This is a genomic window from Salmonella sp. NW38 (assembly GCF_051807745.1).
Lineage (GTDB): Bacteria > Pseudomonadota > Gammaproteobacteria > Enterobacterales > Enterobacteriaceae > Salmonella > Salmonella enterica.
Window position 1 is genome coordinate 155,299 of sequence record NZ_JAMMTO010000005.1, and the last position, 16,996, is coordinate 172,294.

The 16,996-nt window shown below is 52.6% G+C and carries 13 protein-coding genes and 1 tRNA gene; 9 read left to right on the forward strand and 5 right to left on the reverse strand.

Translation table 11 applies throughout. From position 1 onward, the window contains the following. Window positions 1-5: 5 nt before the first annotated feature. Window positions 6-1,988, forward strand: coding sequence for an RNA polymerase sigma factor RpoD (rpoD, locus tag NA624_RS10895; RefSeq protein ID WP_001120159.1), 1,983 nt, complete (start codon window positions 6-8; stop codon window positions 1,986-1,988). 123 nt (window positions 1,989-2,111) lie between these two features. Here rpoD and mug read toward each other — a convergent pair whose 3' ends face one another. After that, window positions 2,112-2,618 (reverse strand): G/U mismatch-specific DNA glycosylase, encoded by a 507-nt coding sequence (gene mug, locus NA624_RS10900; protein WP_000237776.1) that lies wholly within the window; start codon window positions 2,616-2,618, stop codon window positions 2,112-2,114. A gap of 125 nt (window positions 2,619-2,743) precedes the next feature. Here mug and NA624_RS10905 point away from each other — a divergent pair. Continuing rightward, a tRNA-Ile gene (locus NA624_RS10905) sits at window positions 2,744-2,819 on the forward strand. Window positions 2,820-2,897: 78 nt separating this feature from the next. Here NA624_RS10905 and NA624_RS10910 read toward each other — a convergent pair. After that, the gene (locus tag NA624_RS10910) at window positions 2,898-3,665 is read right to left on the reverse strand and encodes a siderophore-interacting protein (RefSeq protein WP_000213763.1); all 768 of its coding nucleotides are present in this window, start codon (window positions 3,663-3,665) and stop codon (window positions 2,898-2,900) included. 231 nt (window positions 3,666-3,896) lie between these two features. Here NA624_RS10910 and NA624_RS10915 point away from each other — a divergent pair, with 231 nt between their 5' ends. Then, window positions 3,897-4,544, forward strand: a complete 648-nt coding sequence (locus NA624_RS10915; RefSeq protein WP_000983434.1) for a PadR family transcriptional regulator — start codon at window positions 3,897-3,899, stop codon at window positions 4,542-4,544. Here the strand turns inward: NA624_RS10915 and NA624_RS10920 are convergent. Then, on the reverse strand, window positions 4,541-6,109 hold the full coding sequence (locus tag NA624_RS10920; protein ID WP_000478462.1) for a methyl-accepting chemotaxis protein: 1,569 nt from the start codon (window positions 6,107-6,109) through the stop codon (window positions 4,541-4,543). The two genes, NA624_RS10915 and NA624_RS10920, sit on opposite strands and share 4 nt — an antisense overlap. Before the next feature lie 387 nt (window positions 6,110-6,496). Continuing rightward, complete coding sequence (locus tag NA624_RS10925) at window positions 6,497-8,017, reverse strand: methyl-accepting chemotaxis protein (protein WP_000094637.1); 1,521 nt, start codon at window positions 8,015-8,017, stop codon at window positions 6,497-6,499. Between the two features lie 429 nt (window positions 8,018-8,446). Here NA624_RS10925 and ygjG point away from each other — a divergent pair, with 429 nt between their 5' ends. Continuing rightward, the gene (ygjG, locus tag NA624_RS10930; protein ID WP_001520281.1) at window positions 8,447-9,826 is read left to right on the forward strand and encodes a putrescine aminotransferase; all 1,380 of its coding nucleotides are present in this window, start codon (window positions 8,447-8,449) and stop codon (window positions 9,824-9,826) included. A gap of 170 nt (window positions 9,827-9,996) precedes the next feature. Further along, window positions 9,997-12,015 carry an NADPH-dependent 2,4-dienoyl-CoA reductase gene (locus tag NA624_RS10935; RefSeq protein WP_000121524.1) on the forward strand — a complete coding sequence of 673 codons (2,019 nt, stop codon included), beginning with the start codon at window positions 9,997-9,999 and terminating at the stop codon, window positions 12,013-12,015. Window positions 12,016-12,095: 80 nt separating this feature from the next. Here NA624_RS10935 and rlmG read toward each other — a convergent pair whose 3' ends face one another. Then, window positions 12,096-13,232 carry a 23S rRNA (guanine(1835)-N(2))-methyltransferase RlmG gene (gene rlmG / locus NA624_RS10940; RefSeq protein ID WP_000019989.1) on the reverse strand — a complete coding sequence of 379 codons (1,137 nt, stop codon included), beginning with the start codon at window positions 13,230-13,232 and terminating at the stop codon, window positions 12,096-12,098. 85 nt (window positions 13,233-13,317) lie between these two features. Between rlmG and NA624_RS10945 the strand changes: the two genes are divergently transcribed. From NA624_RS10945 to NA624_RS10960, 4 genes are all read left to right on the forward strand, one after another. Further along, window positions 13,318-13,815, forward strand: a complete 498-nt coding sequence (locus tag NA624_RS10945; RefSeq protein ID WP_000202969.1) for a M48 metallopeptidase family protein — start codon at window positions 13,318-13,320, stop codon at window positions 13,813-13,815. Between the two features lie 151 nt (window positions 13,816-13,966). Next, window positions 13,967-14,659, forward strand: a complete 693-nt coding sequence (locus NA624_RS10950; RefSeq protein WP_000951046.1) for a SanA/YdcF family protein — start codon at window positions 13,967-13,969, stop codon at window positions 14,657-14,659. 87 nt (window positions 14,660-14,746) lie between these two features. Next, window positions 14,747-15,745, forward strand: coding sequence for a Gfo/Idh/MocA family protein (locus NA624_RS10955; RefSeq protein WP_000617682.1), 999 nt, complete (start codon window positions 14,747-14,749; stop codon window positions 15,743-15,745). Window positions 15,746-16,016: 271 nt separating this feature from the next. Beyond that, window positions 16,017-16,985: a TerC family protein gene (locus NA624_RS10960; RefSeq protein WP_001098836.1), complete on the forward strand. Its 969-nt coding sequence runs from the start codon at window positions 16,017-16,019 to the stop codon at window positions 16,983-16,985. Window positions 16,986-16,996 lie beyond the last annotated feature (11 nt).

A 16,996-nucleotide genomic window follows, 5' to 3' on the forward strand; every position in this document is an offset into this window, starting at 1 on the left:
CTTAAATGCCGCATATCGATCGGGAAGCCCCCGACAGCCGCAGTGAGAGGCAGCGGCCAAAATATAAGTATGCCCTCGCTTTAAATGTCGACAGCTATACCGTCGACACCAATCAAACGAATAAGTGTGGATACCGTCTTATGGAGCAAAACCCGCAGTCACAGCTGAAACTTCTTGTCACCCGTGGTAAGGAGCAAGGCTATCTGACCTATGCTGAGGTCAATGACCATCTGCCGGAAGATATCGTCGATTCAGATCAAATTGAAGATATCATCCAAATGATCAACGACATGGGTATTCAGGTAATGGAAGAAGCGCCTGATGCCGATGATCTGCTGCTGGCTGAAAATACCACCAGCACCGATGAAGATGCGGAAGAAGCTGCTGCACAAGTTCTGTCCAGTGTTGAGTCTGAAATCGGTCGTACGACTGACCCGGTACGCATGTATATGCGTGAAATGGGCACTGTTGAACTGTTGACCCGGGAAGGCGAAATCGACATCGCTAAACGTATCGAAGACGGGATCAACCAGGTTCAATGCTCCGTTGCCGAATACCCGGAAGCCATTACCTATCTGCTGGAACAGTACGATCGCGTTGAGGCTGAAGAGGCTCGTTTGTCCGATCTTATCACCGGCTTTGTCGATCCGAACGCGGAAGAAGAGATGGCGCCGACCGCAACTCACGTCGGTTCTGAACTCTCCCAGGAAGACCTGGATGATGACGAAGACGAAGATGAAGAAGACGGCGACGATGACGCCGCCGATGACGACAACAGCATTGACCCTGAACTGGCACGCGAAAAATTCGCTGAGCTGCGCGCGCAATACGTCGTTACGCGCGACACCATCAAAGCGAAAGGCCGCAGCCATGCTGCCGCGCAGGAAGAGATTCTGAAGCTATCTGAAGTGTTCAAACAGTTCCGTCTGGTACCGAAGCAATTCGACTATCTGGTCAACAGTATGCGCGTGATGATGGATCGCGTGCGTACTCAGGAACGTTTGATCATGAAGCTCTGCGTCGAGCAGTGCAAAATGCCGAAGAAAAACTTTATCACGCTGTTTACCGGTAACGAAACCAGCGAAACCTGGTTCAATGCCGCTATCGCGATGAACAAACCGTGGTCGGAAAAACTGCACGATGTCGCGGAAGAAGTGCAACGCTGTCTGCAAAAACTGCGGCAGATTGAAGAAGAGACCGGTCTGACCATCGAACAGGTGAAAGACATCAACCGTCGCATGTCCATCGGGGAAGCGAAAGCCCGCCGTGCGAAGAAAGAGATGGTTGAAGCGAACTTACGTCTGGTTATTTCTATCGCTAAGAAATACACCAACCGTGGCTTGCAGTTCCTTGACCTGATTCAGGAAGGCAACATCGGTCTGATGAAAGCGGTAGATAAGTTTGAATACCGCCGCGGCTACAAGTTCTCCACCTACGCTACCTGGTGGATCCGTCAGGCGATCACCCGCTCTATCGCGGATCAGGCGCGCACCATCCGTATTCCGGTGCATATGATTGAGACCATCAACAAGCTCAACCGTATTTCTCGCCAGATGCTGCAAGAGATGGGCCGCGAGCCGACGCCGGAAGAGCTGGCTGAACGGATGCTGATGCCGGAAGATAAGATCCGCAAAGTGCTGAAAATCGCCAAAGAGCCTATCTCCATGGAAACGCCGATCGGCGACGATGAAGATTCGCATCTGGGTGATTTCATCGAGGATACCACCCTCGAGCTGCCGCTGGACTCTGCCACTACCGAGAGCCTGCGCGCCGCCACTCACGACGTTTTGGCTGGCCTGACCGCTCGTGAAGCGAAAGTGCTGCGTATGCGTTTCGGTATCGATATGAACACCGACCACACGCTGGAAGAAGTGGGTAAACAGTTCGATGTTACCCGCGAACGTATCCGTCAGATCGAAGCGAAGGCGCTGCGTAAACTGCGCCACCCGAGCCGTTCTGAAGTGCTGCGCAGCTTCCTCGACGATTAATTCGCCGTACAGGTATAAACGCCGCCGCAAGGCGGCGTTTTTTTATCAGGCCATGCGCAAGCGCCCTATTTGGCCTGCAGAATTTCTACACAGCGCGAGTATTCGCGCCCTCATTCCCCATTGCTATAGCCCACGCATAATGAGCGCTTGATCCAGTTCGCGATAGGCCTCGACCAGTTTTTCCGTTTTAATTCGGTTTAAGCCGCTGGGATTCGGCAACACCCACACCATCGTCGCGCCAATGGCGATCTTTTGTTTACCCCAGGCGATACCACGCTGGCTGAATCCCTGTTCAAAAGCCTGTTTACCAAGCACCGCCAGCGCTGCGGGCTGGTAGTCCTCTATTTTTTCAATCAGGTTGCGTCCGCCGCTACGTAATTCATGCAACTTCACCTCGGTCGCTTGTACCGTCGGTCGATCGACGAGTTTCGTTACCCCGCAGCGAAAATCCAGTAATTTTTCCGCCTCTTCCGGTTTCAACTGTCGATCGGTGAAACCGGCCAAATGAATAACTTTCCAAAAACGATTCGCGGGATGCGCAAACGGAAAGCCGGTATTCGCCGAGGAGAGTCCCGGATTGATGCCGCAAAAAACCACCCGTAGCCCTGGCGCCAGTATGTCCTTAACCATTATTACTCCTGAGCAATACAACGTACTTTAAGTATAACGGGTTGAAAACACATTGTTTATAAAAACAGCACCCGCACGGTTACGGCTGGATTACAGCGTAAAGTTACATTATAATCCACCGCCACGGCCCCTTAGCTCAGTGGTTAGAGCAGGCGACTCATAATCGCTTGGTCGCTGGTTCAAGTCCAGCAGGGGCCACCAAATTTTAGCTTTAAAATCATATAATTAAGCCACTCTAAAGAGTGGCTTTTTTGTTTCTGACAGGGTCGCCCCATACCGCTATTTACGATGCCAATAGGCTGCCGCACGTACCAGGTGTGGATCAAACTCCTTTTCAAAGCACTGACTTAAACGTTTTACCGTTTTGCCTTCGCCAGTAATCCAGATGAAATAGTCCGATTCTGGTATTGTCAGCTGCGACAGGCGCGTTTGCATTACCTGTTCATTGCCGCCAACAACATATTCCACAGTAATATCCGTCAAATGGGCGAGATAATCGCGATATGCGGCATCCTGAATGCTCACCAGCGCGGTTACCGCAGGGCGCGCAGGCAGACGACTAAGCGATTCCAGACGACGACGCAGCGCAGGCATACCGGACTCATCGCAGACATAAACCTGACAGGCATAATCTTCCGGCACCACCAGCGAACCGCGCGGCCCGCCAATCGTCAGTGTATCGCCTTCACGGGCTTCCATTGCCCAACGGCTGGCTACGCCGCCATCGTGGATAAAGAAATCCAGCGCCAGCTCGCGACGCGCCTCGTCATACAGCGGCGTGTAATCCCTGGAGACCGGACGAACGCCCTCCCCCCAGATAATGCCTTCCTCAGTGACTGTCGGGGGCGTAAAGCGACAGCCTGGCTCAGGGAAAAAAACTTTCGTGTGATCGTCAAAGCCCAGGGAGGTAAAGCCGTCCAGCGCCTCGCCGCCAAGTACGATCCGCTGAAATCCTGCGCTAATACGTTCTACCCGCAGAACGGTCAGCTCGCGAAAACGCAGTTCATTACGAACACGTTGTGGGTAGCGTACGGATGATGTCGTCATTTTTTGCCTTCGTGAAGTAATACGATATATCTAAATTAAAGTTTTAAATGATAATGATTGTTAATCAGTAAAAATGCAACTGTTTTTTGATAGTGTTCTGGCAACGAGTCGCTAACTATAACCTTAGAATAAAACGTTATAAATTAATAGATTATAGCAACAATCGCTTTTATCCTTGCTAAAACCCATCATTTAGATATAAATTAGATATATCTAAATAAGCAGGAGGCAATGATGCAAAATCAACATGAAGGGTGTTGCAAAAACCGGGATCATAAGCACGATGGTTGCTGCAAAGATCGCGAACATCAGCATGAAGGCTGCCATAGCGCGCATCAGCATGAGAACGCCAGTTGCGGCGGCGAACACCGTCACGGACACGGCTGTGGTCGTCATGGACAGGGCGGTGGTCGACGCCAGCGATTTTTTGGCCACGGGGAACTTCGGCTGGTCATTCTTGATATCCTGACCCGGGACGCCAGCCACGGCTATGAACTGATTAAAGCGATAGAAAACCTGACGGGGGGCGGCTATACGCCAAGCGCTGGCGTGATCTACCCTACGCTGGATTTTTTACAGGATCAGCAATTTATCACGATTAGCGACGAAGAAGGCGGGCGGAAAAAAATCGCGATTACCGCGAACGGCGCGCAATGGCTTGATGAAAATCGCGAACATCTGACGCATATTCAGGCGCGGCTAAAAGCCCGTTGTGTGGGCATGGAGTTACGTAAAAATCCGCAGATGAAGCGGGCGCTGGATAACTTCAAGGCCGTGCTGGATCTGCGGATAAACCACAGCGATATCAACGACGCGCAAATCAAACGCATTATCGGCGTGATTGATCGCGCGGCGCTGGAAATCGCCGAACTGGATTAAGCGGGCTGCGTGTCCTCTTCGCGGACGCGGAACACGTTAACCAGCTCTTTTAAATGTAACGCCTGTTCGTTCAGCGACGCCGCGGCGGCAACAGACTCTTCCACAAGGCAGGAGTTTTGTTGCGTGGCGGCGTCAATCAGGCCAATCGCGCTGTTAATCTGCGAAATGCCGTCAGTTTGCTCGCGGCTGGCCTGCCCAATCTCACGTAATATCACATCCATCTCTTCGACGTTATCCACCATGCCATTAATCAGGGCGCTGGCTTTCTCCACCAGGTGCATCCCTTCCTGAGTCTGACTGGTTGAATCTTCAATCAAATTACGGATTTCACTGGCTGACGAGGCGCTCTTTTGCGCCAACTGGCGAACCTCTCCGGCGACAACGGCAAAACCACGTCCATGTTCGCCCGCGCGCGCCGCTTCAACCGCCGCGTTCAGCGCCAGAATATTGGTCTGAAAGGCAATGGAATCAATGATATTGATGATATCTGACATACGATTTGCCGTATCGTTAATGACGCGCATTTTCTGCGTCACTTGATTCATCATCTCCCCATTGTTTTTCACCACGCTGGCGGCGCCGGCAGAGAGTTTGGTCGCTTCACTGGTATGGTCAGCCGTATTTTTAACCGTGGCGGTAATCTGTTCCATCGACGCCGCCGTTTCTTCAACCGAGCTGGCCTGCTCTTCCGTACGCGCCGCCAAATCCTGGTTACCGGCGACAATTTGCGCCGCCGCCGTGGAGATACTCTCCGAACCGTTTTGCACTTCCTGTACGATATCCAGCAGACGCGTTTTCATCGCCATTAATGCTTGCAGTAGTACGCCTGTTTCATCTTTATAGTCGGTGGTGATATGACGAGTCAGATCGCCATCGGCGATCGCCTCGGCAAAGCGTACCGCGTCATCAAGCGGTCGGGTAATAGAACGCACAATATACCATCCCATTACGCCTCCGGCGGCGATGCTTATCAGCGCCAAAGTGATTAACAGCGTCCGATTATTTTTAAAATCCTCTTTGACCTGCACGCTCGCTTCATGCATCTGCGCGTCCTGAACAGCGATAAGTTCCTGGACTTTGTCCTTATAGACTTTTTGCACCTGCACCGTTCTGGTCATCATCTCCTGAATGGCCGCCTGACGATTATTGCTTTGAATATCTTTCAAAATACGGAATCTGGACTCCAGATATTGCTGGCGCGCTTCACGGATCTCATTAATGATTTTCTGTGAATCCGCATCGTGACTATTTTCCCTGGAAAGCTCATCCAGTAACGCCGAAATACGCTGGCTTATCTCACTGAGTTCTTTCTGCGAGCTCTGGCTCCAGCGCCCCTCTTCATCCAGTAACATGAGCTGCTGCGCGATGATGAAATCATTAAAATTATCGATTAACAGATTGGCTTTTACCGTGGTGGGATAATCATTGGTAATAATGTCCTGCATACCCGTATTAGCCCGATCAAGGCTAAACAAAGACAGAGCGGAACTCACCACCATGAGAACAATGAATAAGCCAAAGGCCATAAATAATTTTGAACGTATTTTAATGTTATGCAAAAACATATTTTCTCCCTGGGATTGCATATCCTCATACAGGAAGATTTATCGGCAATAATGTTACTAACTTTATGATATTGATCGCTTTTTATTTCGGAACATTATTAGTAAGTAATTTTTATTGTTCACAGAAAGATGAACCAAAAGTGACATAAATTGGCACTAATAATGAAAGAAATACGCTAAAAGGTTAACCATTTCTTATTTATCAACTGAGCTTATACCTATTAATAGGTAGACAAGGGAGAAGGAATAAATATCACATTATTTTTAACATCACAGGCCACTGATACTCTCTATGATGGCAGGCACCGCCTTCTATCAGAGCGCATCCGCCCGGTAAGCTTGTTGCTACCGGGCGGATGTCATTACCGTTGCGACCTACAAATAAACTTAATGCAGTACCGTGACCGCATCCTCCAGCCGGCTGGCACGGTGTTTTACCATCGCGGAGACTTGTGCGCTCTCTTCCACCAGCGCCGCATTTTTCTGGGTTATGCGGTTCAACTCGTCCACGGCGCGAGTCAGGCTGGAAAGCCCATCTGTCTGTTCCTGCGTCGACTGGCTGATCCGTGCGATAAGCAGGGTGACATTTTGCACCTGGGCTACAATGTCATCCATGGTACGGCCTGCGGCGTGAACCTGCTCGGAGCCTGACTGCACCTTTGTTGCGCTGGCGTCAATTAATTTACGAATATCGTTCGCCGCGTTAGCGCTGCGGCTGGCAAGATGGCGTACCTCGCCAGCAACCACGGCAAACCCTTTCCCCTGCTCGCCTGCTCTCGCCGCTTCTACCGCCGCATTCAGCGCCAGGATATTCGTCTGAAAAGCGATATCGTTAATTAGCGTGGTGATCGTCCCGATACGTTGCGTACTGTGAGCGATATCATCCATCGTTTTAATCACCGTATCCATCGCCTCACCTCCCTGAGTCGCCGCACTACTGGCCGCCATGGAAAGCTTATCCGCAGCGGAAGCCGTCTCGGAATTGAGCTTCACGGACTCCGCCATCTGGTTCATGGTCGTTACCGTTTCCTGAACATTCTCCACGGTCTGACGGGTGTGTTCGTTCAGATCATTGTTCCCCTTCGCCAGCCTTTCACTGCCGTTTCTGACGCTGGAAACCTGACTTGATACGTCATTGATCAGCCAGCGGCACATCAAGCCAAGCTGCCCCACGGCCCTCAGCGTCAGCCCCAACTCATCGCTGCGATTAAGGTGTTGTACGCTGTTGCGTTCGCCGGTCGCCACTTTCAGCGCCTGCGTCGCCACATTTTCAATGGGACGCACAATTTGCCATTCAAATAGCGCCGTACCTGCCAGCATCGCCAACGCGCCCAACAACAACGCCTGCCATGAGGCATCCGTACCGAACAGCGCCAACGCCAGCATTACGGCCATTAGCCCCATAATGCTACGCACTCGCCAGCGAACAGGCATAGCGGGCAGTTTGCCCAGCAAGCCCTGACGAACCACCAGGCCTTTATGAATACGTTTACTACACCGCCCTTCATTTAGCGCCTGATATAAAGGCTCGGCGGCGGCAATCTCATCATCCGTGGCGCGGGTACGGATCGACATATATCCCGTCACACGCCCTTCACGTATCATCGGTACCGCGTTGGCCCGCACCCAATAATGGTCGCCGTTTTTACGCCGGTTTTTCACAATGCCGCTCCACGGTTCGCCCTGTTTTAGGGTGTACCACATATCTGCGAAGGCAGCTTTCGGCATATCCGGATGACGCACCAGATTATGTGGCTGCGCCAGTAACTCGTTTAACTGATAGCCGCTCACCTGGACAAAAGTGTCATTGGCGTGAGTGATATAGCTTTCCAGGTCGGTCGTAGACATCAGAGTGGTATCATCATCCAGCGGGGTATTTAGCTGGCTGACGTAGGGATGAGAAGACATGATAGCGTCCTGTGCAGGTTATCTGGATGTTAATTTTTCGCTCAGATGTTATTTCGGCGCTAATCTATTTATCTTTAGTTGTTAAAATTGCTCTGGATCGCAATTTGCGATTAATCCTTAATATTTGTACGATTTTCACCTCATCCTGCGCCTTATTTTCATTATGAAATTGTTTAGCATGGACAACCTTTTTCTTTAAAATCTGCCCTGGCTCACCTTTTTCTCACGCCGCCGTTAACGCAACACACCGTAAACCATAAAACAAGATCTGCTCAAAATGCATCCAATTGTTAACACATAACATTAAATGTTGTGTAAATGTGATTACTCCTGGTGTTTATCCCGATTTTCACTATGGGCTTAGACCCCCGCTAATCCCTGCAATACTTAATTCAGTATCATGTGATACACGGCCCTCTGGAGCTCATTTTGAACAGGTTACCTTCCAGCGCATCGGCCTTGGCCTGTAGCGCGCACGCACTGAATCTCATCGAGAAGCGAACGCTAAACCATGAGGAAATGAAAGCACTAAACCGAGAGGTCATTGACTACTTTAAAGAGCATGTAAATCCAGGATTTCTGGAATACCGGAAATCTGTTACCGCCGGCGGGGATTACGGAGCCGTAGAGTGGCAAGCGGGCAGTTTGAATACGCTTGTCGACACCCAGGGGCAGGAGTTTATCGACTGTCTTGGGGGATTTGGCATCTTTAACGTGGGGCACCGTAATCCTGTTGTGGTATCCGCCGTCCAGAATCAACTCGCAAAACAACCTCTCCACAGCCAGGAGTTACTTGACCCCTTGCGGGCGATGCTGGCAAAAACGCTGGCAGCGCTGACACCGGGGAAACTCAAGTACAGCTTTTTCTGTAACAGCGGCACCGAATCCGTCGAAGCGGCGCTAAAACTGGCAAAAGCGTATCAGTCGCCGCGCGGCAAGTTTACCTTTATCGCCACCAGCGGCGCATTTCACGGCAAATCATTGGGCGCGCTCTCCGCCACGGCCAAATCCACCTTCCGCAGACCCTTTATGCCTTTACTGCCGGGCTTCCGCCATGTGCCGTTTGGCAATATCGACGCGATGAGCATGGCATTTAGCGAAGGCAAAAAAACGGGCGACGAGATAGCAGCCGTGATTCTGGAGCCTATTCAGGGTGAAGGCGGCGTGATCCTGCCGCCGCAGGGATACCTGACAGAGGTACGTAAGCTCTGTGATGAATTCGGCGCGCTGATGATTCTGGATGAAGTACAAACCGGCATGGGGCGTACCGGCAAGATGTTTGCCTGCGAGCACGAAAATGTGCAGCCTGATATTCTGTGTCTGGCGAAAGCCCTTGGCGGCGGCGTGATGCCGATTGGTGCCACCATCGCGACTGAAGAGGTGTTTTCGGTTCTGTTCGACAACCCCTTCCTGCATACCACCACTTTTGGCGGTAATCCGCTGGCTTGTGCTGCCGCGCTGGCGACCATTAACGTCCTGCTGGAGCAAAACCTCCCGGCCCAGGCGGAACAAAAAGGCGATACGCTCCTGGATGGTTTTCGACAACTTGCGCGTGAATATCCCAATCTGGTACACGATGCGCGCGGCAAAGGTATGTTGATGGCCATTGAATTTGTCGATAACGAAACGGGCTACCGTTTTGCCAGTGAGATGTTCCGTCAACGCGTGCTGGTCGCTGGTACGCTGAATAATGCGAAAACAATTCGTATCGAGCCACCGCTCACGCTAACCATTGAACTGTGCGAACAGGTATTGAAATCAGCGCGTAATGCGCTGGCGGCGATGCAGGTGAGCGTTGAAGAGGTTTAAAGACGATGCCGGATGGCGCTATGCTTATCCGGCCTGTTTTCCCCGGGTCGCGGCCTCTTTTTTGAATCCCATCACAATCACCACATTCCCCTTTTCCCTTTTACCTCGCGACGGCTACAGTAGTAACTCATCCGACCACATAACAATAATTTTACATACTGGATACGCTTATGAGCTACCCGTCGCTGTTCGCCCCGCTCGATCTGGGCTTTACTACTCTCAGAAACCGCGTGCTGATGGGATCGATGCACACGGGTCTGGAAGAACATCCTGATGGCGCCGAGCGCCTGGCGGCATTTTATGCCGAGCGCGCGCGACACGGCGTAGCGTTAATCGTCACCGGCGGTATTGCGCCCGTTCCCTCCGGGGTCGTGATGACCGGCGGCGCGATGCTGAACGATGCCAGCCAATTAACGCCTCACCGCGTGGTGACCGATGCCGTACATGCGCAAGGCGGTAAAATCGCGCTGCAAATTCTGCACACTGGACGTTACAGCTATCAACCGCACCTGGTCGCGCCGTCGGCAATTCAGGCGCCAATCAACCGCTTTATGCCGCATGAACTGACGCATGATGAAATCTTGCAGTTAATCGACGACTTCGCGCATTGCGCGCAACTGGCGCGGGAAGCAGGCTACGACGGCGTAGAGGTGATGGGATCAGAGGGCTATCTGATTAATGAATTTCTCACCCGGCGAACTAACCATCGCGATGACGAATGGGGCGGCGACTATGCCAGCCGTATGCGCTTCGCGGTTGAGGTAGTACGCGCGGTACGCCAGCGGGTAGGGAACGACTTTATTATTATCTATCGCCTGTCGATGCTCGATCTGGTGGAAAATGGCGGCACGTTCGACGAAACGGTACAACTGGCGCAAGCCATTGAAGCCGCAGGCGCAAGCCTAATTAATACCGGCATTGGCTGGCATGAGGCGCGAATCCCGACCATCGCCACGCCAGTACCGCGTGGCGCCTTTAGCTGGGTGACGCGGAAACTTAAAGGTCATGTGTCGGTTCCGCTGATCGCGACCAATCGCATTAACGATCCGCAGGTCGCCGAGACGATCCTGACGCGCGGCGATGCCGATATGGTGTCGATGGCGCGCCCCTTCCTTGCCGATGCCGAATTCCTGACTAAAGCGCAATCCGGACGCGCAGATGAGATCAACACCTGTATCGGCTGTAATCAGGCCTGTCTGGATCGGATCTTCATCGGCAAAGTGACCTCCTGTCTGGTGAACCCACGCGCCTGTCACGAAACCCACATGCCGATAACGCCGGCCATACGCAAAAAGAATCTGGCCGTTGTCGGCGCAGGCCCGGCGGGGCTGGCTTTCGCGATTAACGCCGCGTCGCGCGGCCATCATGTCACGCTGTTTGACGCCCAGAGTGAAATTGGCGGTCAGTTCACTATCGCCAGGCAGATCCCAGGTAAAGAGGAGTTTTACGAAACGCTGCGCTACTACCGTCGAATGATCGATGTTACTGGCGTTACGCTGAAACTGAACCAACGGGTGAACGCAGAGGATCTTCAGCCGTTTGACGAAGCGATCCTCGCCTGCGGAATAGTACCGCGCCGCCCGCCGATAGACGGTATCGATCATCCAAAAGCATTGACCTACCTGGAGGTATTGCGCGATAAAGCGCCGGTTGGTAAGCGAGTGGCGATCATCGGCTGCGGCGGTATCGGTTTTGACACGGCCATGTATCTGAGCCAGCACGGCGAATCCACCAGCCAAAATATTGCTGAATTTTGTACGGAATGGGGAATTGATACCAGCCTGCAACAGGCAGGCGGTCTGCGCCCGGAAGGCCCGCGCCAGGCACGTAGTCCACGGCAAATAGTCATGCTGCAACGCAAAGCCAGCAAGCCGGGCGAAGGATTAGGTAAAACCACCGGCTGGATCCATCGCGCGACGTTACTGGCGCGCGGCGTGAAGATGATCCCGGCGGTTAGTTACCAGAAGATCGACGACGACGGATTACATCTCTTGATCGGCGGCGAACCGCAGTTGCTGGAAGTGGATCATGTGGTGATCTGCGCCGGACAGGAACCTCGCCGCGAGCTGGCGGACCCGTTACGCGCCGCAGGTAAAACGGTACATCTTATCGGCGGATGCGATGTCGCGATGGAGCTGGATGCCCGACGGGCGATTGCCCAGGGCACCCGACTGGCGCTGGAGATTTAACGACTTTACCTGATGGCGCTGCGCTTATCGGGCTTACGCTGTCATACCGGTTTTATAGGCCGGTATGACGCTTGAGCGCCTTATCGACGGCGTCCCTGCTTCACCGCTTTCAAAATGACAAATTTATTGTTGGTTGCTATCGTCGCGCAATTACCGAAAATCTTCTTCAGCTTGTGGAAATAGTCCAGATGACGGTTCGCCACAATATACAGTTCGCCGTTGATTTTCAGGCAGCGGCGGGCGTGATGGAACATCTCCCAGGCGATATTATCCGTCAGCGCATGTTTCTGGTGGAACGGCGGGTTGCAGAACACAGCGTTAAAACGGAACGGCTCCACGCCGGAGAGCGCATTGTTGATCATAAATTCGCAGCGTTCGAACGCTTCCGGCAGGTTCGTTTCTACATTCAAACGGCTGGAATCTACCGCCATCGGCGATTCATCGACAAATACCACGTTCGCCTGCGGATTTTTCGCCAGTAAGCTCAGGCCAATCACCCCATTGCCGCAGCCGAGATCGACAATCTCCCCGTCGAGGTTTTCCGGCAAATGCTGCATAAAGAAGCGCGCGCCGATATCCAATCCGGTACGAGAAAACACATTCGCGTGGTTGTGAATCGTCCAGCCTGTATCTTCCAGTTTCCAGCTTAGCGTTTGCGGCGCGTCGGCCAGTTGCGGATGACTGAAGGTACAGTTAATCAGGCGCGCTTTCTTCCACGCCAGCGTCGTCGTGGTTGGGCCCAGCACTTTTTCAAACAGTTCCAGCGTAGAGGTATGAATATCACGCGCTTTCGCGCCGGCGATAATACGCGTTTGCGCCGTAACGACCTTACGCAAAGCGCGTAACTGCTGTTCCAGCAACGCCAGTGTTTTCGGTACCTTAATCAATACCACGCCCGGCGCCTGCGGGTAGTCAGCGGTACTGTCGAGAAACGTTACGCTGGACTCCGCGATGCCGTTATGGCGTAAATTCTCTCGCGTACCCAGTTCGCTTAAATACGAATCGCCAATACTGTATGGCGAATGCTCCGCCAGCGCACAGCTTAGCGCGCCAAACGTATCATTCAGGATCAGCACCGGGCCGCGAATTTCCGTCTCATCCAACTGTTGCAGCAGATACTCATCGGCCGCCTCCCACGCCAGAAGCGGGTTAACATCATCCGTTTGCGGAAAACGTTTCAGCGTCAGTGAACGGAAACCGTCGTCTACGTGGCTCATTAGGCCTCCTGAATGGTAAAATTGCGGCGTTATCCCTGAAAAGGGTGCGTGAGTATACACTTTTTATCAGCAACATGGAGCTTTGATGACCTCACTAACTTACCTTCAGGGGTATCCGGAACATCTCCTTGCCCAGGTGCGCACCTTAATCGCCGAGCAGCGCCTGGGAGCAGTGCTGGAAAAACGTTATCCCGGCGCGCATGATTACGCCACTGACAAAGCGCTATATCACTATACTCAGGAACTGAAAAGTCAGTTTCTGCGCAATGCGCCGCCCATCAATAAAGTGATGTATGACAGCAAGATCCATGTGCTGAAAAATGCGCTGGGACTGCATACCGCTGTCTCGCGCGTTCAGGGCGGCAAGCTCAAGGCAAAGGCGGAGATCCGCGTCGCTACCGTGTTTCGCAACGCTCCGGAGCCATTCTTACGGATGATTGTGGTTCACGAGCTGGCGCACCTGAAAGAGAAAGATCATAACAAAGCGTTTTATCAGCTCTGCTGCCATATGGAACCGCAGTACCATCAACTGGAGTTTGATACGCGACTGTGGCTGACGCATCAGGCGCTGTCGGCACAATAAATTCTGAAAATGCCCCTTCCCCCGTATCTTTTTAACGGCGTGGGCATAAAATCGGCGCGTTCACATTTCGCTCATTGCCTGCCGCCACGTCAAGGATGACGATCTGTAGAGGGTATTTTTTATCCACCGCCAACGGAACCGCGCAACAACCATGCTCTCACAATGTGCCCGTTTTATCCGCCGCCTCTGTTTTACACGCCGGGCGTTAACAGTGGCGTGTTTTCTGCTTGTCGCAGCAGGCGTCGCGCTTTTCTATTCCAACTGGCTTATCGTCAACGCCTCGCAGCATCTGACATGGAATGACATTCAGACCGTTCCCGCCCGCAACGTCGGGCTGGTGTTAGGCGCTAAACCCGGCAATCGGTATTTTACCCGGCGGATTAATACTGCCGCCGCGTTGTATCACGCCGGTAAAGTGAAGTGGCTGTTAGTCAGCGGCGATAATGGCAAAAAAGAGTACGATGAACCTTCGGCGATGCAGCAGGCGCTGATAGCGAAAGGTGTGCCGGAAGCGGCCATTTTTTGTGATTATGCCGGATTCTCCACGCTGGACTCCGTAGTTCGCGCCCGGAAAGTGTTTGGCGAAAGCCGCATTACGATTATCTCGCAAGCATTCCATAATCAACGGGCGATCTGGCTGGCGCAACAATATGGCATTGACGCTATCGGCGTTAACGCGCCGGATCTGAATAAAAGGCACGGAACCTACACACGACTTCGGGAAAAGCTGGCGCGGGTTAGCGCAGTGCTGGATGCCAAAATTTTGCATCGTCAGCCTAAATATCTGGGCGCTGGCGTCACTATTGGGGCTGTTAGCGCACACGGGTGCCCTTCTCGCCAGTAAAATGCCAGAGTGCGTCGCAGCGCACTGGCAAGGGCGGAAAGGCGTGCTACATTGACGAAAATCCCTTTCTGGAGTCCGCTGACGTTTATGATACGTTTCGCTGTAATTGGGACTAACTGGATCACGCGCCAGTTTGTCGACGCCGCCCATGAAACCGGCAAATTCAGGCTCGCCGCCGTTTACTCCCGTAGTCTTGAACAGGCGCAGTCTTTCGCAAATGATTATCCCGTCGAGCATCTGTTTACCTCGCTGGAAGCGATGGCGCAAAGCGACGCGATTGAGGCGGTTTATATCGCCAGCCCGAACTCCCTGCATTTCTCCCAGACGCAGCGCTTTTTGCAGCATAAAAAACATGTCATGTGCGAAAAGCCGCTGGCTTCTAACCTGGCGGAGGTTGATGCCGCTATCGCCTGCGCGCGCGATAATCAGCGGGTACTGTTTGAAGCCTTTAAAACCGCCTGCCTGCCCAATTTCCTGCTGCTGCGGGAATCGTTGCCGAAAATCGGCAGAATGCATAAAGCATTCCTAAATTACTGCCAGTACTCTTCACGTTATCAGCGCTATCTGAACGGTGAAAATCCGAATACGTTTAATCCGGCCTTCTCCAATGGTTCGATTATGGATATCGGGTATTACTGTCTGGCGTCGGCGATCGCGCTATGGGGCGAGCCGCGCAGCGTTCAGGCGTCGGCGAATTTGTTGGAAAGCGGAGTAGATGCGCACGGCGTCGTGGTTATGGATTACGGCGATTTTAGCGTCACGCTACAGCATTCCAAAGTCAGCGACTCGGTACTGGCCAGTGAAATTCAGGGCGAGAGGGGATCGCTGGTCATTGAAAAGCTGTCGGAATGCCAGAAAGTGTGTTTTGCGCCGCGCGGCGCGCTGATGCAGGATCTGACCCAGCCTCAGCATATTAATACCATGCTGTATGAAGCCGGGGCGTTTGCCCAGCTTATTGAAAACCATGCCGTGGAACATCCGGGGTTGTCGCTAAGTCGCGCCACGGCAAAATGGCTGACAGAAATACGCCGTCAAACCGGGGTCATCTTCCCGGCGGACGATCTGACTCATCCCCTTACTGCGTAAAATTATGTAAATTATATGTTACAGGTCATTGACTCTATGCGTGGCCTGTCATACTTTGTTACGCGCAAAGGGGAGTAACTTCATTGCCGGTCGATCGTCATTACGATGTGTGCAAAACCACATCCGGTCACCGGGCAGCCATAAAGGAATGCGTCAGCGTATTCCTTTATTGTTGTAAGTGAGACCTTGCCGAATGGCAAGGTCTATGCATAAAAGCAGCGGCTAATGCCATTCGGCGTTAGCCGTTTTTTTTTTTGCATAGGGAGAAATAATGAATACTGTTGGTACGCCATTATTATGGGGTGGATTCGCGGTTGTTGTGGTGATAATGCTATCCATCGACCTGTTGTTGCAGGGACGCCGTGGCGCACATGCTATGTCGATGAAACAAGCGGCAGGATGGTCAATCCTGTGGGTAACGCTCTCGCTACTGTTTAACGCCGCTTTCTGGTGGTATCTGGCTGAAACGCAAGGGCGCGAAGTTGCTGACCCGCAGGCATTGGCGTTCCTTACCGGCTATCTGATTGAAAAGTCGCTGGCCGTAGATAACGTCTTTGTCTGGCTGATGCTGTTTAGCTATTTCTCCGTCCCTCCGGCTCTGCAACGCCGGGTGCTGGTGTATGGGGTCCTTGGCGCGATCGTGTTGCGTACTATCATGATTTTCGCCGGTACCTGGCTTATCACTCAGTTCGAATGGCTGCTGTATGTGTTCGGCGCCTTCCTGCTGTTTACCGGCGTAAAAATGGCGCTGGCGAAGGAAGACGAATCCGGCATTGGCGAAAAACCGATGGTGCGTTGGCTGCGCGGACATCTGCGTATGACCGATACGATCGAGAACGAGCACTTTTTCGTACGTAAAAACGGCCTGTTGTATGCCACGCCGCTGCTGCTGGTGCTGATTATGGTTGAGCTCAGCGATGTAATCTTCGCCGTTGACAGTATTCCGGCGATCTTTGCGGTCACCACCGACCCGTTCATCGTACTGACCTCTAACCTGTTTGCCATCTTAGGACTGCGCGCGATGTACTTCCTGCTGTCCGGCGTGGCGGAACGCTTCTCGATGCTGAAATATGGTCTGGCGGTCATTCTGGTCTTTATCGGCATTAAGATGCTGATCGTCGACTTCTACCATATTCCTATCGCGATTTCGCTGGGCGTAGTGTTTGGCATTCTGACCATTACGCTGGTGATTAACGCCTGGGTTAACCATCAGCGCGATAAGAAACTGCGAGCGCAATAATCTTTTATCGG

Coding starts and splice junctions, on each gene's coding strand:
- rpoD (WP_001120159.1), top strand. CDS start 6: ATGCCGCATATCGATCGGGAAGCCCCCGACAGCCGCAGTGAGAGGCAG.
- NA624_RS10910 (WP_000213763.1), bottom strand. CDS start 3,665: ATGACGACATCATCCGTACGCTACCCACAACGTGTTCGTAATGAACTG.
- NA624_RS10935 (WP_000121524.1), top strand. CDS start 9,997: ATGAGCTACCCGTCGCTGTTCGCCCCGCTCGATCTGGGCTTTACTACT.
- NA624_RS10915 (WP_000983434.1), top strand. CDS start 3,897: ATGATGCAAAATCAACATGAAGGGTGTTGCAAAAACCGGGATCATAAG.
- NA624_RS10945 (WP_000202969.1), top strand. CDS start 13,318: ATGACCTCACTAACTTACCTTCAGGGGTATCCGGAACATCTCCTTGCC.
- rlmG (WP_000019989.1), bottom strand. CDS start 13,232: ATGAGCCACGTAGACGACGGTTTCCGTTCACTGACGCTGAAACGTTTT.
- NA624_RS10920 (WP_000478462.1), bottom strand. CDS start 6,109: ATGTTTTTGCATAACATTAAAATACGTTCAAAATTATTTATGGCCTTT.
- NA624_RS10950 (WP_000951046.1), top strand. CDS start 13,967: ATGCTCTCACAATGTGCCCGTTTTATCCGCCGCCTCTGTTTTACACGC.
- NA624_RS10955 (WP_000617682.1), top strand. CDS start 14,747: ATGATACGTTTCGCTGTAATTGGGACTAACTGGATCACGCGCCAGTTT.
- NA624_RS10960 (WP_001098836.1), top strand. CDS start 16,017: ATGAATACTGTTGGTACGCCATTATTATGGGGTGGATTCGCGGTTGTT.
- mug (WP_000237776.1), bottom strand. CDS start 2,618: ATGGTTAAGGACATACTGGCGCCAGGGCTACGGGTGGTTTTTTGCGGC.
- NA624_RS10925 (WP_000094637.1), bottom strand. CDS start 8,017: ATGTCTTCTCATCCCTACGTCAGCCAGCTAAATACCCCGCTGGATGAT.